Genomic DNA, 21,295 nt, shown 5'->3' on the forward strand with positions numbered 1-21,295 from the left:
CAGCGGCGCAGGACCCGCGCGGCGCGCCCGGGACGGGACCGCGGCGCACCCGAGCGACCCGCGCGGCGTGCCCGAGCGGGACGGGACCGCGGCGGGCCCGGGACGGGACCGCGCGTGCTCGCCGAACCGTGAGCAACGCCCCTGAAACATGAGTTTTGGGGAGGAGTACTCACGGCTCGGCGGAGGTGGGCAGTGGGCCGGAGCCCACACGAGCCCGAGGGAAGCGCCGGGAATGGGAAGGACCGGGAAGGGGAGGGGGACGGACCGGGACGGGACGGGACGGACCGGGACGGGACGGGACGGACCGGGACGGGACGGGACGGACCGGGAGGGGGACGGACCGGGAGGGGGACGGACCGGGAAAGGGACGGGGGGATTAGCCCAGGGCGACTTCGAGCTTCGCGGTGAGCTCGTCCACGTCGAAGTAGTTGTCGATCACGACGATGTCGGCGTTGGTCTTGCCGATCGCGGCGACCAGCTCGGACGACGTCAGGATGACCTGCGCGTCGGCCCCGATGGTGCTGACGCCGGCGATGTCCGTGGCCGTCACGTCGGCCTCGATGTCGAGGCGCTTGAGCGCCCGCTCGGCATTGACCTTGAGGATGGCGGAGGTGCCGACCCCCACCCCGCAGAGGGCGACGATCTTCATGAGGACTCCTCGATGGCCGCGCTCACGCCGAGGAGCGAACGGATGGTGTCGACATCCGTTGCCGCAGCCAGCGCGGGGATGACGGCCGGGTCGTTGAACACATTGGCCAGTTCGGCGACGAGCAGCACGTGCTCGTCGGAGCTGGTGACGGCCAGCCCGAGCACGACACTGACCGGGTCGTTGTGCGGATGCCCGAACGGGACCGGTTCGGCCAGCGTGACGATGCTGAGACCCTCCGAGTGCACGTCGGGGCCGGGCCGGGCGTGCGCGAGCGCGAGCCCGGGGGCGATGACCACGTAGGCGCCGAACTCGTCGATGACGGCGATCATGCGCCGGGTGTATTCGGGTCCGGTGGAGCCGGAGCGTTCGAGGGCGTCGCCGGCGGCGGTGACCGCTGCGCGCCAGTCGCTGACGTGCACGCCGATCGCGATGGCTTCGAGGGGCAGTGGGGGCAGTGGCATGGGAGCTTTCACGGGTTCAGAGCTGTTTCCAGGGTGGTCAGACGGTCGCGAAGCCGGCGACGATCGCGTCCGCCAGGTCTTCCCGTTCGTCCAGGGGCAGGAACGAGGCCTGGACCGCGTTCAACTGGAACACCTCGAGGTCGTCTTCGTCGTAGCCGAAGGCGTCGCTGAGCAGGGCCAGTTCCTTGGTGAGGCTGGTGTTGCTCATCAGGCGGTTGTCGGTGTTGACCGTGACTCGGAAGCCCAGCTGGTACAGCAGGTCGAACGGGTGGTCAAGCAGGTCGTCGCCCCAGGCGGCGATGGCGCCGGTCTGCAGGTTGGACGACGGGCTGAGCTCGAGCGCGATCTCACGGTCGCGCACCCACTGGGCGACCGGTCCGAGCGTGACGTAGGTGTTCTCCTCGTCTTCGCGGCCGATCTCGATGTCCTCGGCCAGGCGCACGCCGTGACCCAGGCGCAAGGCGCGGCCGTCGAACAGGGCCCCACGGATGCTCTCCAGGCCGTCGGCCTCGCCCGCATGCACGGTGACGGGCATGAACGCCTTGGCGAGGAAGTCGAATGCGTCCCTGTGGTTGTGGGCCGGGAAGCCCAGCTCGGCCCCCGCGATGTCGAAACCGACGACGCCGTTGCCGCGGTGCCGCACGGCGAGCTCCGCGATTTCGAGGCCGCGGTCGGCGTGGCGCATGGCGGTGATCAGCTGGCCGACGCGGATGCGGGACCCGGCCTGGGCGACCAGGGCGATGCCGGCCTCCAGGCCTTCCTGAACCGCCTCGACGGTCTGGTCGAGGGTGAGGCCGCGGGTGAGGTGCTGCTCCGGGGCCCAGCGGATCTCCCCGTAGATGACGCCGTCGGCGGCGAGGTCTTCGACGAATTCACGGGCGACGCGCACCAGGCCCTCCCGGGTCTGCATGACCCCGGTGGTGACGTCGAAGGTCTTCAGGTACTCGACCAGGGAGCCGGAATCGGCCTGGTCGGCGAACCAGGTGCCGAGCGCGGCGGCATCCGTCGTCGGCAGTGCGAACCCGATCGGTTCGGCCAGTTCGATGATGGTCTGGGGGCGCAGTCCGCCGTCGAGGTGGTCGTGCAGCGAGATCTTGGGCAGGGCGTTGATGCTCGTGCCGGCACCGGGCATCAGGTAGTCCTCAGGGCTCTTGTTCACCCCCCTAATCTACCCGGGCGGGGTCCGGGAGTCTTCCTGTTTTCCAGAACCCGCCCGAACCGGCAGCGTCTTGTCAGCGGCCGATGCGCTCGGCGATCAGCGGGCCGCCGTCGAGCACGGGCTCGCCGGGGTCGCCGATCCGGTAAGCGCCGGCCACGGCCTCCAGGGCTCGGGCGAAGCGCTCGGGCTCGTCGGCGCTGAGGGTGAACAGCGGCTGACCGGTGTGCACGGTGTCGCCCGGCTTGGCGTGCAGGTCGATGCCGGCCGCGTGCTGCACGGGGTCCTGTTTGCGGGCGCGGCCCGCGCCGAGCCGCCAGGCGCCGATGCCGAACGGCAGCGCCTGCTGCTCGACCAGCACGCCGTCGCGGTCGGCGGTGACGACGTGGGTTTCGCGGGCCACCGGCAGCGCCGCATCCGGGTCGCCGCCCTGCGCCCGGATCACCTCGCGCCACTTGTCCATGGCGCGTCCGTCGGTGAGCGCTGCGGCCACGTCGACGCCGGTGATGCCGGCGAGGTCGAGCATCTCCGTCGCCAGGGCGATGGTCAGCTCGACCACGTCGGCCGGGCCGCCGCCGGCGAGCACCTCCACGGATTCCCGCACCTCGTTGGCGTTGCCGATCGCGAACCCGAGGGGCACGTTCATGTTGGTGAGCAGGGCGGATGTCGCCACTCCCGCGTCCTCGCCGAGGGCCACCATGGTGCGGGCCAGCTCACGGGAGCGGTCGATGTCCTTCAGAAAGGCGCCCGAGCCGAACTTCACGTCCAGCACGAGGGCGCTGGTGCCCTCCGCGATCTTCTTGGACATGATCGAGGACGCGATCAGCGGAATCGCCTCGACCGTGCCGGTGATGTCGCGCAGGGCGTAGAGCTTGCCGTCGGCCGGGGCCAGCCCGCGGCCGGCGGCGCAGATGACCCCGCCGGTGTCGCGCAACTGCCGGAACATCTCGTCGTTGGTGAGGTTGGCGCGCCAGCCTGGGATCGACTCGAGCTTGTCCAGGGTGCCGCCGGTGTGGCCGAGGCCGCGGCCGGAGAGCTGCGGCACGGCCGCGCCGAAGACCGCCACGAGGGGCATCAGCGGCAGGGTGATCTTGTCGCCGACCCCGCCGGTGGAGTGCTTGTCGGTGGTGGGCTTGCCGAGGCCGGCGAAGCTCATCCGTTCGCCGCTGTTGATCATGGCCATCGTGAGGTCCTTGATCTCGCGGCGGTCCATGCCGTTGAGGAAGATCGCCATGGTCATGGCGGCCATCTGCTCGTCGCCGACGTAGCCGCGGGTGTACGCGTCGATCAGCCAGTTGATCTGCTCGGTGCGGAGTGCGCCCCGGTCGCGCTTGGTGTGGATCAGGTCCACGGCGTCGAAGGCTTCGATCCGGTTCGGGCTGGTGCTCACGGTTACTCTTCCTGGTATTCGGCGAGCTGCCTCGGCCCGAAGGCGTCCGGCAGCACTTCATCGATGGTGCGCAGACCCGACACGGTCTCGAGCAGCATGCCCGGCGCGGAGTGTTCGTACAACAGTTGGCGGCAGCGGCCGCAGGGCATCAGCGTGCGGCCGTTGCCGTCCACGCAGGTGAACGCGACCAGCCGGCCGCCGCCGGTCAGGTGCAGCACGGAGACGAGGGCGCACTCGGCGCAGAGGGTGAGGCCGTAGGAGGCGTTCTCCACGTTGCATCCGCTGATCACCCGCCCGTCAGAGACGAGCGCCGCGGCGCCGACCGGAAACTTGGAGTACGGCACGTAGGCCTTGCCCATGGCGTTCGTCGCCGCCTCGCGCAGCGTCGCCCAGTCGATGTCGCCCGCCAGGGGCAGCGCGTCGGCGCCCACCCCGGTCATGATTTGATGTAGGGCTTGCCGGATGCCGCGGGACCCCTCGACGTGCCGACGAAACCGGCCACGGCGAAGATGGTGACCAGGTACGGCAGCATCAGCATGAACTCGCTCGGCACCGGGGAACCGATGATGCTGAGCACGTTCTGCAGGTTGCTGGCGAAGCCGAACAGGAGGGCGGCCAGGGTGGCCCGGATCGGGTCCCAGCGGCCGAAGATCACGGCGGCGAGGGCGATGAATCCGGCTCCGGCCGTCATCTCCTTGCCGAACGCCCCGACCGAGCCGAGCGTGAAGTACGCCCCGCCGAGGCCGACGATGGCCCCCGCGAGCGACACGTTCCAGAAGCGGGTGCGGGCCACGTTGATGCCCACGGTGTCGGCCGCCTGCGGGTGCTCGCCGACGCTGCGGAGGCGCAGTCCCCACTTGGTGTGGAAGATGCCGTAGTACACCACGGCGACGGCCACGTACATGATGTAGACGATCAGCGTCTGGCGGAAGAGCACCGGGCCGATGATCGGGATCTCGCTGAGCAGCGGGATGTTGATGCGCTCGAACCGGGGCGGCTGGTTCAGGGTGGCCGCGTTGGGCGCCATCACCTGCGAGTAGAGGAAGCCGGTGAGACCGATCACGAGCACGTTCAGCACGACACCGACGATGACCTGGTCGACGAAGTATTTGATCGAGAATGAGGCGAGCACCATGGAGACGAGCACGCCGGCGAACATCGCCGCGACCAGCCCGAGGAGGGGCTGATTGGTCAGGGAGGCGACCAGCGCGGAGGTGAACGCGCCCGCGAGCAGCTGGCCCTCGATGGCGATGTTGACCACGCCGACGCGTTCGGAGATGACGCCGCCGAGGGCGCCGAAGATGAGCGGCACGGCGAGGCTGATCGCGCCGAAGAGCAGGCCCGGCACCGGGATGGTCTTGTCCGCCGCGGCCCAGGAGAGGAAGCCGATCAGGACCAGAACCGCGAAGACGGCGATCAACCAGATCGGAACCCTGGCCCTCGACCGCACCAGCCAGGCACTGATCACGGTGATCAGGAGCAGCAGGACGCTGATCACGATGCCGGTCAGCTGGGTGGGCAGTTCCACCTCGGGCAGCTGGATCAGGTCGCTGGTCGTGGACAGGCGGAACGTGCTGATGCCGGTTCGGCCGAAGACGACCAGGAGCAGGAACGACAGCACGGTGAAGATGGACAGGGCGATCGGTGCCTTCCAGCTCCGCACGACCTCGAAGTCTGCGTCCTGGGGGGCGGCGGGCTGAATGGGCTGGACGGCCGGGGTTGCGATGCTCATTTCGCGGCCACCTCCTGGGTCACGTTGGGGAGTGCACGGCGGGTGGTGCCCGCTGCGGGCAGGCGGAAGATGGCCCGCACGAGCGGCGGGGCCGCGATGAACAGCACGATCAGGGATTGCACGACCAGCACGATGTCGATCGGCACCCCCTCCGCCGCCTGCATCGAGAAGCCTCCGGCCTTGAACGCGCCGAAGAGGATGCCGGCGGCGAAGACGCCCCACGGCTTCGAGCGGCCGAGCAGCGCGACGGTGATCGCGTCGAAGCCGATGCCGGAGTCGAGGCCGGCGCCGAAGCCGCTGGTCGTGGTGCCCAGCACCTGGTTGATGCCGGCCAGGCCGATCAGCCCGCCGGAGAGCAGCATCGCGTAGACGTAGATCCGCTTGACGCTGATGCCCGCGACGCGGGCCGCGTGCGGGTTCAGCCCGACCGCCCGGAACTGGAAGCCCAGGTTGGACCGGGACAGCAGCCACCAGGTGAAGATGGTGGCGACGATGGCCAGGATGAAGCCGAAGTGCAGGCTGTAGGTCGGGCCCAGCAGGTCGGGGAAGACCGCCGTGGCCTGGGTCGCGGGGCTTTTCGGGTTGTTCGACCCGGGGGTCTTCAGGAAGCCGTCGCGCAGCAGGTAGCTGACCAGATAGAACGCCACATAGTTGAGCATGATGGTGGTGATCACCTCGTGGGCCCCCGTGCGGGCCTTCAGCAGCCCGACGATCCCGCCCCAGAGCGCACCGCCGAGGATGCCGGCGACGAGCGCCGCCACCATGTGCAGGCCGTAGGGCAGGTCAACCGCGAAGCCGACCCAGCCGCCGAGGGCGGCCGCGATCAGCATCTGGCCGCGTCCGCCGATGTTGAACATGCCGACCCGGAAGCCGAGCGCGACACCCAGGCCGGCCATGATCAGCGGGGTTGCGAAGGTGAGGGTCTCGGTCAGCGGCTTGATTCCCGCGGCGAAACTCGGCCGGCGGAAGTTGTAGACCGAACCCTGGAACAGGGCGGAGTAGGCGCCCGCCACCGCGTTCCAGATCGCACCGAGCAGGTCGGTCGGCCGGGAGAAGAAGTAGCCGGACGCGGCCTGCACGTCTTTGTTGGTGAAGGCGATCATCACGGCGCCCACGAGCAGGGCCAGCACAACGGCGAGCACCGAGATGATGGCGTTGCCGGTGGTGATCTCGCGGAACGCCCGGTCCCAGCGGGACTGCTCGGGCGGGCGTGTCTTCGTCACGGCTTCGGTCGGGTGACCCTGTGTCGCGCTCACGCGGCAGCTCCTTCTCCGGCAGGCGCTTCGCCGGCCATCATCAAACCAAGAACGGCGCGCGGGGTGTCGCCGGGAACGATGCCGATGATGCGCCCGCGGTACATGACCAGGATCCGGTCCGCGAGGGCGGCGACCTCGTCGAGTTCGGTCGAGATGACGATCACGGGCGTGCCGGCATCCCGGGTCGCGACGATGCGTTCGTGCACGAACTCCACGGAGCCGACGTCGAGCCCGCGGGTGGGCTGGGCGGCGACGAAGAGGCGCAGGTCGCGGCTGAGTTCGCGGGCGAGCACGACCTTCTGCTGGTTGCCGCCGGACAGCCGACCGACGGGTGTCTCGATCCCCTGGGAGCGCACGTCGAACTCCTTGACCTTGGCCCGGGCGAAGTCGGCGAGGGCGGAGCGCTGCACGTTCCACCGTTTCACGAACGGCTTCGCGTTCGAGCGGTCGAGCATCAGGTTCTCGGCGATGGTGAACTCGCCGACCAGGCCGTCCTCGTTGCGGTCCTCCGGCACGAAGCCGACTCCGGCGTCGAGCACCTGGCGCACCGAGTGCCCGCGCAAGGACTTGCCGTCGAGGGTGATCTCCCCCGAGACCCGCTGCTGCAGGCCCATCAGGGCCTCGGTGAGTTCGGTCTGGCCGTTTCCCTGCACCCCGGCGATAGCGAGGATCTCGCCCTTGTGCACGTCGAAGCTGACGTTGTTGACCAGGATCTGGCCGTGCGGATCGAGCACGGTGAGGTTCTTCACCGAGAGGGCGGCTTCACCGGGCACGGCCGGGCCCTTGTCGACGGTGAGGTCGACCGCGCGGCCGACCATCAGGGAGGCCAGCTCCACGTTCGTCGCGGTCGGCGAGGCCTCACCGACGACCTTGCCCAGGCGGATGACCGTGATGCGGTCCGCGACCTCGCGCACCTCGCGCAGCTTGTGGGTGATGAAGACGATGGACGTTCCGTTGGCTTTGAGCTGGCGCATGATGGCCATCAGCTCGTCCGTCTCCTGGGGCGTGAGCACGGCGGTGGGCTCGTCGAAGACGAGCACCTTCGCGTCGCGGGACAGCGCCTTGATGATCTCGACCCGCTGCTGCACGCCGACGGGGAGATTCTCGACGAGGGCGTCGGGGTCGACGTCGAAGCCGAACCGGTCGGAGATCTCGCGCACGTGCGTGCGGGCCGCGGCCAGGTCGAGGCGTCCGCCGGCCCGGGTCTCCTCGTGGCCGAGCATGACGTTCTCGGCGACCGTGAAGACGGGGATCAGCATGAAGTGCTGGTGCACCATGCCGATCCCGGCAGCCATCGCGTCGCCGGGTCCGGCGAAGTGCTGCGGTTTGTCATCGAGCAGGATCTCGCCCTCCTCGGCCCGGTACAGGCCGTAGAGCACGTTCATCAGGGTCGATTTACCTGCGCCGTTTTCGCCGAGCAGCGCATGGATTTCTCCGGCCTCGACGGTGAGGTCAATGTGGTCATTCGCAACCAGGGCACCGAATTTCTTCGTAATGCCTCGAAGTTCGAGCTTCATGTGGTCGATTCTATTCAGTAGCGAACGAAAGTTGTCGCGCTTGCTCATATGTTGCAGGTCGTGCGGGACTTCGCTCATCTGTGGGTGTTCTGCTCGTCCGCAGCGCGGCAGCAGCCGCGGCCTAACGCAGCCGGGGAGGCCTGCACTGATGCAGACCTCCCCGGGTCACTCTCGGTACGCCGCGCCGCCTACTTGGGCGTGGCGGGCGACTCCACCTTGAGCTTGCCGCTGATGATGTCGGCCTTGATGGCGTCGATCTCGGTCACCAGGGCCGGGTCGACCTTGGATTCCCAGTCGTGCAGCGGGGCGATGTCCACGCCCTTGTTCTTCAGCGTTCCGACGTAGGGGTCAGCTGAGAACTCGCCGTTGCCGTCGTCGACGATGATCTTCTTGGTGGCATCCGTCATCTGCTTGAGCACCGAGGTGAGGTACAGCGACGCGAACTCGGGAGTCGTCTCGAACAGGTCGCTGTCGACGCCGATGATGGCGACGTCCTTGCCGGAGTCCTGGATGGCCTGCGCGGTGCCCTGGAAGAGCGGGCCGGCGACGGGGAGGATGATGTCGGCGTTCTGGTCGATGAAGCCCGCGCTCAGCGTCTTGCCGGCGCTGATGTCATCGAAGCTTCCGGCGAAGGTGCCGGCCTGGGCGGCCTTGTCCCAGCCGAGGACCTTGACGTCCGTGCTCTTCTGGGTGTTGTAGTAGGCGACGCCGTCGACGAAGCCGTCCATGAAGATGGTGACGGACGGGAACTGCAGTCCGCCGTACGTGGCGACCGTTCCGGTCTTGGTGGTGCCGGCCGCGAGGTAGCCCGCGAGGAACGCGGCCTGGGCGGTGTCGTAGAGGACCGGCTTGACGTTGTCGAGCATCAGCGGGCTGAAGTCGTCGTTGGTGAGCGCGGAGTCGATCAGCGCGAAGTGGGTGTCCGGGGCGGCCTTGGCCGCGTCGCGGGTGGCGTTCGCCAGGGCGAACCCGACGGTGAGCACGAAGTCGCAGCCCTGGTCGACCATGCTGCTGACGTTCGGGCCGTACTGGTCCTCCGACTTGGACTCGGCCTGCTGGAACTTGACACCCAGTTCGTCCGCGGCCTGGGTCATGCCCTCGAAGCTGGACTGGTTGAACGACTTGTCGTCGAACCCGCCGAAGTCGGAGACGATGCAGGGAAGATAATCGGACTTCGCGGCGCCGTCGCTCGAATTGTCATTGGTCGGAGCCGGGGCACAGGCTGCGAGCAGGGCCACCACGCCGAGCGTGGCAAGTCCGCTGAAAACGGCCTTACGTTTCGTGATTGTCAAGATGACCTCCAATGATCGCCCGGCGCGGGTCCGCAGGGGGCTGTATTGGACTACACGTTACCGAATGTTTCACTGCTCAAAGGAGCAAACTCAGACAGTGGCCGAATGGTTATGAACCCTGGGCCCAGCCCGGTCGAAATCAGCCCCGATCGGGGGTGAAAGCGCGAGCAGTGTCGGTCAGAGCACGTCGCTGCTACCGGAGAGCTTCAGCGCGTCGACCACGGCCTTGACCTTCTGGGCGTTGGCGCTGGTGGTGACCAGGAGGGCGTCAGGGGTGTCGATCACGACGATGTCCTCCACCCCGATCAGGGCGATCATGCGGCCGGTGTGGCTGACCACGATGCCGCTGGACGAGTCGGCGAGCACGCGCGCGCCCTCACCGAGGATGGCGAGGTCGCGCTTGCGCCCATTCGCGTGGATCTTGGCGATCGACGCGAAGTCCCCCACGTCGTCCCAGTCGAACTGGCCCGGGATGACGGCGAGCTTGCCGCGGGCCGCGACCGGCTCCGCCACCGTGTAGTCGATCGCGATCTTCTTCAGGCGCGGCCAGATCCGGTCGACGACGGCGCCGCGGCGCGGGGTGTCCCAGGCGTCGGCGAGTTCCAGCAGGCCGGCGAGCAGCTCAGGCTCGGCCGCCCCGATCTCCTCGAGCAGCCGGTCGGCCCGGGCGATGAACATGCCCGCGTTCCAGAGGTAGTGGCCGTCTGCCAGGTATTCCCTGGCGGTGTCGAGGTCAGGCTTCTCCACGAAGGAGTCGACCGACAGCGCGCTGGCGGCCTTCTCGATCTGCAGCGCGCCGGCCGTCTTGATGTAGCCGAAACCGATGGCCGGTTCGGTGGGACGGATGCCGATGGTGACGATGTAGCCGGCGTCGGCGGCGGCCACCGCCTCCACCACGGCCTGGCGAAAGTGGAACGGGCTCTTGATCACGTGGTCGGCGGCGAAGGAGCCGATGATCACGCCGGGTTCGCGTTTCTCGAGGATGGCGGCCGCCAGCCCGATCGCCGCGGTGGATTCCCGCGGTTCGCTCTCGAGCACCACGTTGTGGTCGGCCAGCTCGGGCAGCTGCGCCTCGACGGCGGCGCGGTGCGCGCGCCCGGTCACGACCATGATGCGCTGGTCGCCCGACAGCGGGGCGAGTCGGTCCCAGGTGTCGCGCAGCAGGGTCTGGCCGGAACCGGTCAGGTCGTGCAGGAACTTCGGCGCGTCAGCGCGCGAGAGCGGCCACAGCCGCGATCCGATCCCGCCGGCGGGGATCACGCTGTAGAAGCGGCCGAGGGCATCCGTGGAGTCTGACATTGGGCCAGACTACCGTCTGGGCACCACTGTTAAGGGTGCGTTCACCGGCCCGACCGGGTGAGTCCCTACGCTCGCGGCATGCGGGTCGCACTCATCACCGAAAGCTTTCTGCCCACCGTCAGCGGCGTCACCACGAGCGTCTGCCAGGTGCTCGATCACCTGGCGCGCTCCGGCCACGAGGCCATGGTGATCGCGCCCACCGGGGCCCCGGCCGCCTACGCGGGGTTCCCCGTGCACAGCGTGCCGGCGGCGCGGTACCGGCAGTTCCCGGTGGGCATGCCGAGCCCCCAGGTGCACCGGCTGCTGGCCGACTTCGCCCCCGACGTGCTGCACGCGGCCTCACCGTTCCTGCTCGGCGCCCAGGGGATCGCGGCGGCGAACCGCCTGGACATCCCGAGCGTCGCCGTTTTCCAGACGGATGTCGCCGGTTACGCCCGCCGCAACGGCCTCGGCCCGGCCGCCGCCGCGGCCTGGCGCTTCGTCAGGTGGGTGCACGAGGGCGCCGACCTCACCCTGGTCCCGTCGACGGCGTCGATGCTGGACCTGCGCCGCATCGGCCTGCGCCGGCTGGACCGCTGGACCCGCGGCGTGGATCTGGCCGGCTACCACCCCAACCGGCGCACCGACCCGGCCGTCGCCGCGCTGCGGCAGCGGCTTGCCCCGAACGGGGAACTCGTCGTCGGCTACGTCGGCCGGATGGCGCCGGAGAAGCAGGTGGAGCGGTTCCGGGCGCTGCGGGGCGTGCCGGGCATCCGTCTCGCCCTCGTCGGCGACGGGCCCTCGGTGCCCGCCATCGAACGCGCCCTCGCCGGGATGCCGGTCAGCTGGCTCGGCCGACTGGACGGGGCGGCGCTGGGCCGCGCCTACGCCGCCTTCGACCTGTTCCTGCACGCCGGCACCGAGGAGACCTTCGGCCAGACCCTGCAGGAGGCGCACGCGGCCGGGCTCCCGGTCGTCGCCCCGCGCGCGGGCGGCCCGATCGACCTGGTCGCGCACGGGGAGAACGGCCTCCTCTTCGCCCCGGACGACGAATCGGACCTGCGCCGGTGCGTCACCCTGCTGACCCGGGACCCGGCCCTGCGGCTGCGGATGGGCGAGGCGGGACGGCGGAGCGTGCTCGGCCGGTCCTGGCAGAACGTCTGCGACCAGCTGCTCGGACACTACGAAACGGTGATCGACGACCGGGCCGCCGTGCGCGCAACGGTTGCGGTTCCGCTATCAATGCAGCGCTAGCGGGCCGAGAGCGTTTTATCTCGGCGCAGAGAGACTTAGGATAGTCACACGTGCGCACAGCGCATTGTCGGCCTGATTCGTCGAGGCCGCTACTCAGCCAGGGAGGGTTGGTCATGCCAGAGCAGGCAGCGACACTGACATCCCAGCAGAAGACGACATCGCGTCGCCCCGCCGGCACCCTGTATCGGGGCCGCGAGGGTATGTGGTCGTGGGTCCTGCACCGGATTACCGGTGTTGCGATCTTCTTCTTCTTGCTGGTTCACATCTTGGACACCGCGCTGGTGCGCGTGAGCCCTGAGGCGTACAACGCGGTCATCAGCAGCTACCAGACACCGATCATGGGCCTCGGTGAAGTCGCGCTGGTCGCGGCCATCGTCTTCCACGCGTTCAACGGCCTGCGGATCATCCTGATCGACTTCTGGAACGCCAAGTACCAGAAGGTCATGTTCTATGTCGTGATCGCGCTCTGGATCATCACCATGCTCGGCTTCGCGCCGCGCCACCTGATCAACGTGTTCAGCGAATAGGACGGGGAGACTCATGACAACCACAATCGAAGCTCCCCGCAGCCCCTACGCCCGTTCACCGCGCAAGCGCGGCGTGAACTGGGAAAAATGGGGCTGGATTTACATGCGCGTCTCCGGCGTCGTGCTGGTCGTGCTCATCTTCGGCCACCTCTTCGTCAACCTCATGGTCGGTGAGGGCGTCAGCGCCCTCAACTTCGCGTTCGTCGCGGGCAAGCTCACCACCCCGTTCTGGGCCGTGTGGGACATCATCATGCTCTGGCTCGCCCTGATCCACGGCGGCAACGGCATGCGCACCATCGTCAACGACTACGCCACGCAGCGGCTCACCCGCGGCATCCTGAAGTCCGCCATCCTGGCCGCCGTCGTGATCCTGATCACCCTCGGCACGCTCGTGGTCTTCACCTTCGATCCCTGCCCGGCCGGTTCACCCGCCGACCTTCTGCCTTCGTTCTGCTCGGCCATCTAGGAGCTGCAAACACCCAAATGACTACGGATGCTGTAACCGCGCCCACTGAGTCCACCATCGTGGACGGCGTGCACTACCACCAGTTCGACATCGTGATCGTGGGAGCGGGCGGTGCCGGCATGCGTGCCGCCATCGAAGCCGGCTCCGGCGCGAACACCGCGGTGATCTCCAAGCTCTACCCGACGCGCTCGCACACCGGTGCAGCGCAGGGCGGGATGGCCGCGGCCCTCGCCAACGTCGAGGAAGACAACTGGGAGTGGCACACCTTCGACACCGTCAAGGGCGGCGACTACCTTGTCGACCAGGACGCGGCCGAGATCCTCGCCAAGGAAGCCATCGACGCGGTCATCGACCTCGAGAACATGGGCCTGCCCTTCAACCGCACGCCGGAGGGCAAGATCGACCAGCGCCGGTTCGGCGGCCACACCAGCGACCACGGCAAGGCCCCGGTTCGCCGGGCCTGCTACGCCGCCGACCGCACCGGCCACATGATCCTCCAGACGCTGTACCAGAACTGCGTCAAGCGCGGCATCAACTTCTTCAACGAGTTCTACGTGCTCGACCTGGTCATGACACCGGTCGACGGCGTCGACCAGCCGTCCGCGGTCGTCGCGTACGACCTCTCCACCGGCGAGCTGCACGTCTTCCAGGCGAAGGCGTTCATCTTCGCCACCGGCGGTTTCGGCAAGATCTACAAGACCACGTCCAACGCGCACACCCTCACCGGTGACGGCGTCGGCATCGTCTGGCGCAAGGGCCTGCCGCTCGAGGACATGGAGTTCTTCCAGTTCCACCCGACTGGCCTGGCCGGGCTGGGCATCCTGCTCACGGAGGGTGCGCGCGGCGAGGGAGCAATCCTGCGCAACGCGGCCGGTGAACGGTTCATGGAACGCTACGCCCCCACGATCAAGGACCTCGCGCCGCGCGACATCATCGCCCGCTGCATGGTCAAGGAGGTCGCGGAAGGCCGCGGCGCCGGTCCGAACAAGGACTATCTGTACCTCGACTGCACCCACCTCGGCGCCGAGGTGCTCGAGACCAAACTGCCCGACATCACCGAGTTCGCCCGCACCTACCTCGGCGTCGACCCGGTCACCGAGCCGGTTCCGGTGATGCCCACCGCGCACTATGCGATGGGCGGCATCCCGACCAATGTGAACGCGGAAGTGCTGCGCAACAACACCACCGTCGTTCCCGGCCTGTATGCCGCCGGCGAATGCGCCTGCGTGTCCGTGCACGGCTCCAACCGTCTCGGCACCAACTCGCTGCTCGACATCAACGTTTTCGGCAAGCGCGCCGGCAACAACGCCGTCGCGTACGTCAAGACCGTCGACTTCACCCCGCTGCCCGCGAACGCCGCGACGTTCGTGAAGGACCTGCTCGAGGGCATCCGCACCTCGACCGGAACCGAGCGCATCGCCGTGCTCCGCAAGGAACTGCAGGAGATGATGGACGCCAAGGCGCAGGTGTTCCGCACCGACGAGTCGCTCAAGGAAGTCACCGACACCATCCACACCCTGCGCGAGCGCTACAAGAACATCGGCGTGCAGGACAAGGGCCGCCGGTTCAACACCGACCTGCTCGAGGCCGTCGAACTCGGCTTCCTGCTCGACCTGGCCGAGGTCGTCGTGTTCTCCGCCCGCAACCGCAAGGAAAGCCGCGGCGGCCACATGCGCGACGACTTCCCCCTGCGCGACGACGAGAACTACCTGGTTCACACCATGGCCTACCTGACCGGAGACCCGCACTCCGCCGACGCGGCCGACCACATTGCGCTGGACTGGAAGCCGGTCACCATCACGCGCTACCAGCCGATGGAAAGGAAGTACTGAGTTGAGTACCGCAACCGTGAGCGCTTCGACCACCCCCGTGGTGCCGGAGGCGATCGAGTCCTTCACCGTCACGCTGATCATCCGCCGGTACAACCCCGAGGTAGACGCCGAACCGCACTGGGACGACTTCGACGTGCAGATGTACCCGACGGACCGGGTGCTGGACGCCCTGCACAAGATCAAGTGGGAACAGGACGGCAGCCTGAGCTTCCGCCGCTCGTGCGCGCACGGCATCTGCGGCTCGGATGCGATGCGGATCAACGGCCGCAACCGCCTCGCCTGCAAGACGCTGATCAAGGACCTCGACATCACGAAGCCCGTCTACGTGGAGGCGATCAAGGGTCTGCCGCTCGAGAAGGACCTGATCGTCGACATGGAGCCGTTCTTCGAATCGTTCCGCGCCGTGCAGCCCTTCCTAGTGGCCAACAACGCCCCCACCGACGGCAAGGAGCGCCTGCAGACGGTCGCCCAGCGCGAACGCTTCGATGACACCACCAAGTGCATCCTCTGCGCCGCGTGCACGTCGAGCTGCCCGGTGTTCTGGACGGACGGCCAGTACTTCGGCCCGGCCGCGATCGTGAACGCGCACCGTTTCATCTTCGACTCGCGCGATGACAATGCGGCCGTTCGCCTCGACATCCTCAACGACAAGGAAGGCGTGTGGCGCTGCCGCACCACCTTCAACTGCACCGAGGCCTGCCCGCGCGGAATCCAGGTCACCCAGGCCATTTCCGAGGTCAAGCAGGCCATGCTGCGAGGAACGAAGTAACCGAACGGGTTCCAAAAGGCCGGCCTCCCCACGATCATTCGTCGTGGGGAGGCCGGCCTTTTCGCGTTCCGGGCCGCACGGCCGCCGCCTAGGCTGAACAAGTGAAAACTCCCGCCGCCATCGACCGCACGAAGACCCTGATCAACCGGGTCATGCGCTCGCGCCCCGTGCGGGTGTACACCCGGTTCGGGGACAGCGGGGGGCCCATCCTCGCCGGCGGCATGTCCTACCAGGCCATCTTCGCGACGTTCGCGGCGCTGTGGCTTGTCTTCTCCATCGCCGGGCTGTGGATCACGTCGAACCCCGACCTCGAGCTGACGCTCTACTCCTTCATCAACCAGTCCGTTCCCGGGCTGATCGGCAAGGACGGCGTGATCGACCCCACCGACCTGGCCAATGCCCGGGTCTTCGGCTGGTCCGGCGTGCTCGCCCTGGTCGGCCTGCTCGCGACCGTGCTCGGCTGGCTCTCGACGACGGCGCAGGCGGTGCGCACCATTTTCCGGATGCCGCCCGACAAGACCTTCGTCCTCTGGGTGAAGTTGCGGGAGCTGGGCCTCGGCCTGCTGTTCGCGGTGGTGCTCGTGGTCTCGGCGCTGATCTCCATCGCGAGCACCGAGGCGCTCGGGGCGCTGTTCGGGCTGGTCGGCGTCTCCCGGGATTCGTTCTGGTTCAACGCGGCCGCCCGCTCGGTCGGGCTACTCCTCGTGCTCGTGATCGACACCATCACCCTCGCCGCACTGTTCCGGGTGCTGTCCCGGCTGCGGATCCCCTTCCGCCAGCTCATCACCGGCTCCCTCCTGGGCGCCGCGGGCCTGGGCGTGCTCAAGATCCTCGGCAGCACGCTGCTCGCCGGCGCCGGCCGCAACCCGCTGCTCGCCACATTCGCCGTGATCATCGGGCTCCTGATCTGGTTCAACCTGACCAGCACGCTGACGCTGCTCTCGGCATCCTGGATCGCCGTCGGGATGGATGACGCCGGACTCTCGCCACGTCGGATCAGCGCGGACGAGGTTGCCGCGGAGAAGCTCCGGCAGGAAGAGGAGGCGCTCCGGGTGGTCGTGCTGGCCGAGCTCCGGGAGGCCCGGAATGCACACGACGTCGCGACCTGGCCCAGCCGCCTGCTCACCGCGCGCCGCCTGCGCGCCGCCGAGAAGCGAGCCGCAGAGATCGCTGCCGGCGACCCCGGTCCAGAGCCAAAGTAGAATCGGGGGATGCCTTCCGCTTCGACCGCCGCTTCCGACCCTGCCACTTCCGACCCTGCTTCGTCCGCCGCGTCCGCGGCTTCCGCGGCTTCCGTTGCTGCCGACCCGACGCGCCTCCGCATCGCCAGCGTCAACGTGAACGGCGTGCGCGCCGCCTACCGCAAGGGGATGGGCGACTGGCTGGCCGAGCGGGACGTGGACATCCTCGCCCTCCAGGAGGTTCGCGCGTCGACCGAGGACCTCGAGGGGCTGCTCGGCCCGGAGTGGAACATCCTGCACGACGCGGCGACCGCGAAGGGCCGGGCTGGGGTGGCCCTGGCCAGCCGTTCCTCGGCCACCATCCACCGAGTCGAACTCGGCGCCACGGAGTTCGACAGCGCGGGCCGCTGGCTCGAGGCCGACTACCTGGTCAACGGCAAGGTGGTCACCGTGGTGAGCACGTACGTGCACTCGGGCGAGGTCGCCACCCCGAAACAGGTCGAGAAGTTCAAGTTCCTCGACGCCATGCTCGCCCGGCTGCCGGAACTGGCCGCTCACAGTGAACGGGCCGTCGTGCTCGGCGACCTGAACGTGGGCCACCGCAAGCTCGACATCAAGAACTGGCGCGGCAACGTCAAGCGGGCCGGCTTCCTGCCGGAGGAACGCGCCTACTTCGACCGCATCGTCGGCGCCGAAGACGCACCCGACTACAACGCCGGGGCCGGCCTCGGCTGGGTCGACGTGGGACGCAAATGGGCCGGCGACGTGGACGGACCATTCACCTGGTGGTCCTGGCGCGGCCAGGCGTTCGACAATGACACCGGCTGGCGGATCGACTACCAGCTGGCCACGCCGGCGCTGGCGGCATCCGTCACCGACTATGCCGTCGACCGGGCGGCGGCCTACGACCAGCGCTGGTCCGACCACACCCCCGTAGTCGTCGACTACTCCCTCTGATTCCCCTCTCCCTCTAATTTCTCTCTCCCTTTGGTTTCCCTCCCTCTCGCGCCGCCGGTCCTGACGGCGGCCACACGCTATGAAAAGATCTGATCACATGACCAAACCCCGCCTGTACTCCGGCATGCAACCGTCCGCCGACTCGCTCCAGATCGGCAACTACATCGGCGCGCTGCTGAACTGGAAGTCCCTGCAGGAGACCCACGAGGCGTACTTCTCGATCGTGGACCTGCACGCCCTCACCGTGGCGCAGGACCCCGCGAAGCTGCGGGAGAACACCCGGCGCACGGCCGCGCAGTACATCGCCAGCGGCATCGACCCGTCGGCGTCGACGTTGTACGTGCAGTCGCATGTGGCCGCGCACGCCCAGCTGGCCTGGGTGTTGAACACGATCACCGGTTTCGGCGAGGCCAGCCGGATGACCCAGTTCAAGGACAAGTCCGCCAAGCAGGGCTCTGACGGCACCACGGTCGGACTGTTCGCCTACCCGATCCTGATGGCCGCGGACATCCTGCTCTACGACACGGTCGTCGTGCCGGTCGGCGAAGACCAGCGCCAGCACGTCGAACTCACCCGCGACATCGCGGCACGGTTCAACTCGCGCTTCGGGGACACCTTCGTGATTCCGGAGGCGGACATCGTCAAGGAGACCGCCAAGATCTACGACCTGCAGAACCCCACCTCGAAGATGTCCAAGTCGGCCGAGTCCCACGCCGGGGTGATCTGGTTGCTCGACGCGCCGGCGGTGACGGCGAAGAAGATCATGCGCGCGGTGACGGATGCCGATGGCGGCGTGGTCTTCGACCGCGAGAACAAGCCGGGTGTGTCCAACCTGCTGACGATCTACTCGGTGCTGGCGGAGCGGTCCGTGCAGTCGATCGAGGACGAGTACGCCGGCCGCGGCTACGGGGACCTGAAGAAGGGGCTCGCCGAGGTGGTCACCGGCACCTTCGGCCCGATCCGCTCGCGGGTGCTTGAGCTCCTCGACGACCCGGCCGAATTGGACCGCCTCCTCGCGCTGAACGCCGACCGCGCCGCCGGGGTCGCCAACGCCACGCTGGCGCGCGCCTTCGACCGCGTCGGCCTGCTTCCCCGCCGCTAGCCGTGGAACCGGTCGACCTGTCCTCACCGCTGCTGCGGCTGGACCAGCCCACCCCCGCGGACGCCGAGACGATCTTCGCGTACTGCCAGGATCCCCTCTTCGAGAAGTACCTCACCGTGCCGTGGCCGTACACCCGGGCGCACGCGGACTCCTTCATTGCGGAGTACGTGCCCGGCGGCTGGGCCTCCGACCTCGAGTACACCTGGGCCGTGCGGGCCGCCGATGCGCCCGAACTACTGGGCGTGATCGGCTTCCGCGTGCCGGACGCGTCACTCGGCTACTGGCTCGGGGCCCCGCACCGGGGGCGCGGCCTCATCCCCGAGGCGCAGCGCCTCGTCATCGACTGGGTCTTCGCCAACGGCATCGTCTCCACGATTAACTGGCAGTGCCTGGTCGGGAACATGCCGTCCTCGCGCACCGCCTGGCGGGCCGGGTTCACGTTCACGGGAGAGGCCCCCGCCGTGCAGGTGCACCGCGACGGCACGTACCCGCCGGCCTGGCACGGGCGCCTGCGCGCCACCGACGACCGGGCGCCGAAGCCCGGCTGGCCGGCCGGCGTCGCCGGCTAGCGGGTGTCCGCTCCCGCCGCGCCTGCCGCGTCTGCCGCGTCTGCGGTCGCCCCGGCGGTACGGCTTGACCGGCCTGGCGAATGCGTCCAGCTGGGCGTCCCTTCAGGGCATGCGTGGGGCTAACTCAGGACAACCGTCATTTTCTGGCTCTTCGGCCCCGGAATCTCACGGGCCGCTCGCAGCTTTTCGGCGAATCTCCTGAGTTAGCCACAGGCGTTGGGCGCGAACGGGGCCGGCTGTCTGGAACTCGACGCCCGGCCGCAAACCCGTAAACGTACTGGTCAGACGATGAACGTGCGGAAGTGGCCGGTGGCCGAGAGGAGTCCGGTGATCGCGGCGACGATTCGTTCCGGGTGGTGGACGATGTCGCGGTAAAGCACCCGCAGGCTCAGGTAGCCCAGCGCCGCGAGGACACGGTCCCTGGACCGGTCGCGGACGTGTGCCTCCCACCCGTCATGGTGCTGCCTGCTGTCGGCCTCCACCACGATCCGCCCCTCCACGACCATGTCGACCCTGCCGACGCCCGAGATCTCCACCTGGATGTCGAAGTCGAATCCGGCCTCCCTGACGACGAAGCGCAGCAGCGTCTCCTGCCCGGATTCGCTGCGCGCGTCGATCAGCGGTCGCAGATACTGAAGGTCGCCAGGCAGTGCGGCGAAAATGGCGGTCACGTCCTGGGACGTAGTCTGCCTCTGATGCAAGGCGTTGTCGAGTGAAGCGATCGCGGATCGTGGCTGTTGGCACCGAAAAATTTGAACCAGCGAATCGGTCAACGCCACGCTGAACTCAGTGCCCGCGGTCGGAGCGAGCAGCCCACCCCAGTGAAGTTCCACGCCGTCGCGGTTGTCGGCGGTCAGCTGCTGCAAACGGTCGTGCGGAGCCCGCAACCGTGAGGCGTTTGCATCGAGGTGGATATGCGCGAAGGTGCTGTCCAGCGCGAAAATTCCGGCATGTGCCGCGGCGGAGACGCAGGCCAGTCGCCCGCCGAGCCTCACCGCCTCCAGAATGTGCGCATCCGTACCTGGAAGCGCATAGTGGCCCCGGCGAGCTCTCACCAGGAAGCCGTTCTCGACGGCGCCCCGCAGCACGCGCCAGTTGGCGCCGGCGGCGTTCAGCGCTCCGGTTTCGGCGATCTGCAGGTTATTGACGCGAAAGTAGTCGGCCCAGGTCATGACCAGCAGTGTGGGCAGCCTCCGGGGTCTTCCGCCGGATCACAGGAGACCGGGGGGAAAGTCCCGGGTTCCAGCTCTGGGGAGAACTCATGGTTCCCTGCCGTCCCGTGGCTAATTCAGGAGGATCGGCCGGACGGAGTCATGCCGCCGCACCGCACCGCAGCCCGGTATCGCCGGGGCGACGCTTTTCCTGAGTTGGCCACCGAGGTGGGGGAAGTGAGGATTGGGGTGGCGGATGCCGAAACTCGGCGGGCGGGGCGCTAGACGACGTCGGCGTCTACCCAGTCGAGGGACTTGGTGATGGCCTTCTTCCAGTTGCGCAGCAGGCGGTCGCGCTCGGCGACGTCCATCCTCGGCTCCCAGCGGGCGTCTTCCTGCCAGTTGGCGCGCAACTCGCCGAGGTCGTTCCAGAAGCCGACCGCCAGCCCGGCCGCGTACGCGGCGCCGAGGGCGGTCGTCTCGGCCACGACCGGACGCACGACGGACACGCCCAGGATGTCGGCCTGGAACTGCATCAGCAGGTCGTTGGCGGAGGCGCCGCCGTCGACCTTGAGCTCGGTCAGCGGCACTCCGGAATCGGCGTTGACCGCGTCCAGCACCTCGCGGCTCTGGTACGCGATCGACTCGAGGGCGGCCCGCGCGATGTGGCCCTTGTTCACGTACCGGGTCAGTCCGACCAGTGCGCCGCGGGCATCCGCACGCCAGTACGGCGCGAACAGGCCGGAGAAGGCGGGA

General features: G+C 68.3%; 21 protein-coding genes. 9 read left to right on the top strand and 12 right to left on the bottom strand.

The genetic code is table 11. The annotated features are described in order from the left end of the window. Nucleotides 1–376 precede the first annotated feature (376 nt). The 10 genes from E3T42_RS01565 to E3T42_RS01610 form a co-directional block, all read right to left on the bottom strand. On the bottom strand, nt 377–649 hold the full coding sequence (locus E3T42_RS01565; RefSeq protein WP_134365557.1) for a PTS sugar transporter subunit IIB: 273 nt from the start codon (nt 647–649) through the stop codon (nt 377–379). After that, nucleotides 646–1,110, bottom strand: a complete 465-nt coding sequence (locus E3T42_RS01570; RefSeq protein WP_134365556.1) for a PTS sugar transporter subunit IIA — start codon at nt 1,108–1,110, stop codon at nt 646–648. The genes E3T42_RS01565 and E3T42_RS01570 overlap by 4 nt, the downstream gene beginning before the upstream one ends. Before the next feature lie 37 nt (nt 1,111–1,147). Next, nucleotides 1,148–2,242 carry an adenosine deaminase gene (locus tag E3T42_RS01575; RefSeq protein WP_134402349.1) on the bottom strand — a complete coding sequence of 365 codons (1,095 nt, stop codon included), beginning with the start codon at nt 2,240–2,242 and terminating at the stop codon, nt 1,148–1,150. A gap of 100 nt (nt 2,243–2,342) precedes the next feature. Continuing rightward, nucleotides 2,343–3,656: a thymidine phosphorylase gene (locus E3T42_RS01580; RefSeq protein WP_134402346.1), complete on the bottom strand. Its 1,314-nt coding sequence runs from the start codon at nt 3,654–3,656 to the stop codon at nt 2,343–2,345. A 2-nt stretch (nt 3,657–3,658) separates the two neighbouring features. Beyond that, nucleotides 3,659–4,096: a cytidine deaminase gene (locus E3T42_RS01585; RefSeq protein WP_134402347.1), complete on the bottom strand. Its 438-nt coding sequence runs from the start codon at nt 4,094–4,096 to the stop codon at nt 3,659–3,661. Beyond that, complete coding sequence (locus E3T42_RS01590) at nt 4,093–5,388, bottom strand: ABC transporter permease (protein ID WP_134365553.1); 1,296 nt, start codon at nt 5,386–5,388, stop codon at nt 4,093–4,095. Before E3T42_RS01590 ends, E3T42_RS01585 begins: the two co-directional genes overlap by 4 nt. After that, complete coding sequence (locus E3T42_RS01595; RefSeq protein ID WP_370261440.1) at nt 5,385–6,644, bottom strand: ABC transporter permease; 1,260 nt, start codon at nt 6,642–6,644, stop codon at nt 5,385–5,387. The genes E3T42_RS01590 and E3T42_RS01595 overlap by 4 nt, the downstream gene beginning before the upstream one ends. Continuing rightward, nucleotides 6,641–8,161 carry an ABC transporter ATP-binding protein gene (locus E3T42_RS01600; protein WP_134365552.1) on the bottom strand — a complete coding sequence of 507 codons (1,521 nt, stop codon included), beginning with the start codon at nt 8,159–8,161 and terminating at the stop codon, nt 6,641–6,643. Before E3T42_RS01600 ends, E3T42_RS01595 begins: the two co-directional genes overlap by 4 nt. Nucleotides 8,162–8,349: 188 nt before the next feature. After that, nucleotides 8,350–9,453 carry a BMP family protein gene (locus E3T42_RS01605; RefSeq protein WP_134365551.1) on the bottom strand — a complete coding sequence of 368 codons (1,104 nt, stop codon included), beginning with the start codon at nt 9,451–9,453 and terminating at the stop codon, nt 8,350–8,352. Nucleotides 9,454–9,630: 177 nt separating this feature from the next. Then, nucleotides 9,631–10,752, bottom strand: a complete 1,122-nt coding sequence (locus E3T42_RS01610; RefSeq protein ID WP_134365550.1) for a mannose-1-phosphate guanylyltransferase — start codon at nt 10,750–10,752, stop codon at nt 9,631–9,633. A 78-nt stretch (nt 10,753–10,830) separates the two neighbouring features. On the opposite strand from E3T42_RS01610, the gene E3T42_RS01615 reads away from it, so the two are divergent. From E3T42_RS01615 to E3T42_RS01655, 9 genes are all read left to right on the top strand, one after another. Further along, entirely contained in the window at nt 10,831–11,985 is a 1,155-nt protein-coding gene (locus E3T42_RS01615; RefSeq protein ID WP_134365549.1) for a glycosyltransferase family 1 protein, read from the top strand. Nucleotides 11,986–12,098: 113 nt separating this feature from the next. Beyond that, entirely contained in the window at nt 12,099–12,512 is a 414-nt protein-coding gene (sdhC, locus tag E3T42_RS01620; protein WP_134365548.1) for a succinate dehydrogenase, cytochrome b556 subunit, read from the top strand. 13 nt (nt 12,513–12,525) lie between these two features. Continuing rightward, a complete protein-coding gene (locus E3T42_RS01625) occupies nt 12,526–12,978 on the top strand; it encodes a succinate dehydrogenase hydrophobic membrane anchor subunit (protein ID WP_134365547.1) in 453 nt (150 codons plus the stop codon). Nucleotides 12,979–12,995: 17 nt separating this feature from the next. Then, a complete protein-coding gene (gene sdhA, locus E3T42_RS01630) occupies nt 12,996–14,810 on the top strand; it encodes a succinate dehydrogenase flavoprotein subunit (protein WP_134365546.1) in 1,815 nt (604 codons plus the stop codon). A gap of 1 nt (nt 14,811) precedes the next feature. After that, nucleotides 14,812–15,579 (top strand): succinate dehydrogenase iron-sulfur subunit, encoded by a 768-nt coding sequence (locus tag E3T42_RS01635; RefSeq protein WP_174235684.1) that lies wholly within the window; start codon nt 14,812–14,814, stop codon nt 15,577–15,579. 101 nt (nt 15,580–15,680) lie between these two features. Then, complete coding sequence (locus E3T42_RS01640; RefSeq protein WP_134365545.1) at nt 15,681–16,781, top strand: YihY/virulence factor BrkB family protein; 1,101 nt, start codon at nt 15,681–15,683, stop codon at nt 16,779–16,781. A 9-nt stretch (nt 16,782–16,790) separates the two neighbouring features. Further along, nucleotides 16,791–17,717 carry an exodeoxyribonuclease III gene (locus tag E3T42_RS01645; protein ID WP_134365544.1) on the top strand — a complete coding sequence of 309 codons (927 nt, stop codon included), beginning with the start codon at nt 16,791–16,793 and terminating at the stop codon, nt 17,715–17,717. A 97-nt stretch (nt 17,718–17,814) separates the two neighbouring features. After that, on the top strand, nt 17,815–18,819 hold the full coding sequence (trpS, locus tag E3T42_RS01650; protein ID WP_134365543.1) for a tryptophan--tRNA ligase: 1,005 nt from the start codon (nt 17,815–17,817) through the stop codon (nt 18,817–18,819). Nucleotides 18,820–18,821: 2 nt separating this feature from the next. Continuing rightward, on the top strand, nt 18,822–19,388 hold the full coding sequence (locus E3T42_RS01655) for a GNAT family N-acetyltransferase (RefSeq protein WP_166805295.1): 567 nt from the start codon (nt 18,822–18,824) through the stop codon (nt 19,386–19,388). Nucleotides 19,389–19,669: 281 nt separating this feature from the next. Here E3T42_RS01655 and E3T42_RS01660 read toward each other — a convergent pair whose 3' ends face one another. Both E3T42_RS01660 and E3T42_RS01665 read right to left on the bottom strand, forming a co-directional pair. Continuing rightward, on the bottom strand, nt 19,670–20,560 hold the full coding sequence (locus E3T42_RS01660) for an endonuclease domain-containing protein (RefSeq protein ID WP_134365541.1): 891 nt from the start codon (nt 20,558–20,560) through the stop codon (nt 19,670–19,672). Between the two features lie 260 nt (nt 20,561–20,820). Continuing rightward, a partial coding sequence (locus E3T42_RS01665) for an FGGY-family carbohydrate kinase (RefSeq protein WP_241975762.1) occupies nt 20,821–21,295 on the bottom strand: 475 nt, incomplete at its 5' end.

The organism is Cryobacterium sp. TMT4-10, from assembly GCF_004403275.1.
Lineage (GTDB): Bacteria > Actinomycetota > Actinomycetes > Actinomycetales > Microbacteriaceae > Cryobacterium > Cryobacterium shii.

Coding starts and splice junctions, on each gene's coding strand:
- E3T42_RS01565 (WP_134365557.1), bottom strand. CDS start 649: ATGAAGATCGTCGCCCTCTGCGGGGTGGGGGTCGGCACCTCCGCCATC.
- E3T42_RS01625 (WP_134365547.1), top strand. CDS start 12,526: ATGACAACCACAATCGAAGCTCCCCGCAGCCCCTACGCCCGTTCACCG.
- E3T42_RS01575 (WP_134402349.1), bottom strand. CDS start 2,242: ATGCCCGGTGCCGGCACGAGCATCAACGCCCTGCCCAAGATCTCGCTG.
- sdhC (WP_134365548.1), top strand. CDS start 12,099: ATGCCAGAGCAGGCAGCGACACTGACATCCCAGCAGAAGACGACATCG.
- E3T42_RS01570 (WP_134365556.1), bottom strand. CDS start 1,110: ATGCCACTGCCCCCACTGCCCCTCGAAGCCATCGCGATCGGCGTGCAC.
- sdhA (WP_134365546.1), top strand. CDS start 12,996: ATGACTACGGATGCTGTAACCGCGCCCACTGAGTCCACCATCGTGGAC.
- E3T42_RS01645 (WP_134365544.1), top strand. CDS start 16,791: ATGCCTTCCGCTTCGACCGCCGCTTCCGACCCTGCCACTTCCGACCCT.
- E3T42_RS01615 (WP_134365549.1), top strand. CDS start 10,831: ATGCGGGTCGCACTCATCACCGAAAGCTTTCTGCCCACCGTCAGCGGC.
- trpS (WP_134365543.1), top strand. CDS start 17,815: ATGACCAAACCCCGCCTGTACTCCGGCATGCAACCGTCCGCCGACTCG.
- E3T42_RS01660 (WP_134365541.1), bottom strand. CDS start 20,560: ATGACCTGGGCCGACTACTTTCGCGTCAATAACCTGCAGATCGCCGAA.
- E3T42_RS01610 (WP_134365550.1), bottom strand. CDS start 10,752: ATGTCAGACTCCACGGATGCCCTCGGCCGCTTCTACAGCGTGATCCCC.
- E3T42_RS01590 (WP_134365553.1), bottom strand. CDS start 5,388: ATGAGCATCGCAACCCCGGCCGTCCAGCCCATTCAGCCCGCCGCCCCC.
- E3T42_RS01600 (WP_134365552.1), bottom strand. CDS start 8,161: ATGAAGCTCGAACTTCGAGGCATTACGAAGAAATTCGGTGCCCTGGTT.
- E3T42_RS01585 (WP_134402347.1), bottom strand. CDS start 4,096: ATGACCGGGGTGGGCGCCGACGCGCTGCCCCTGGCGGGCGACATCGAC.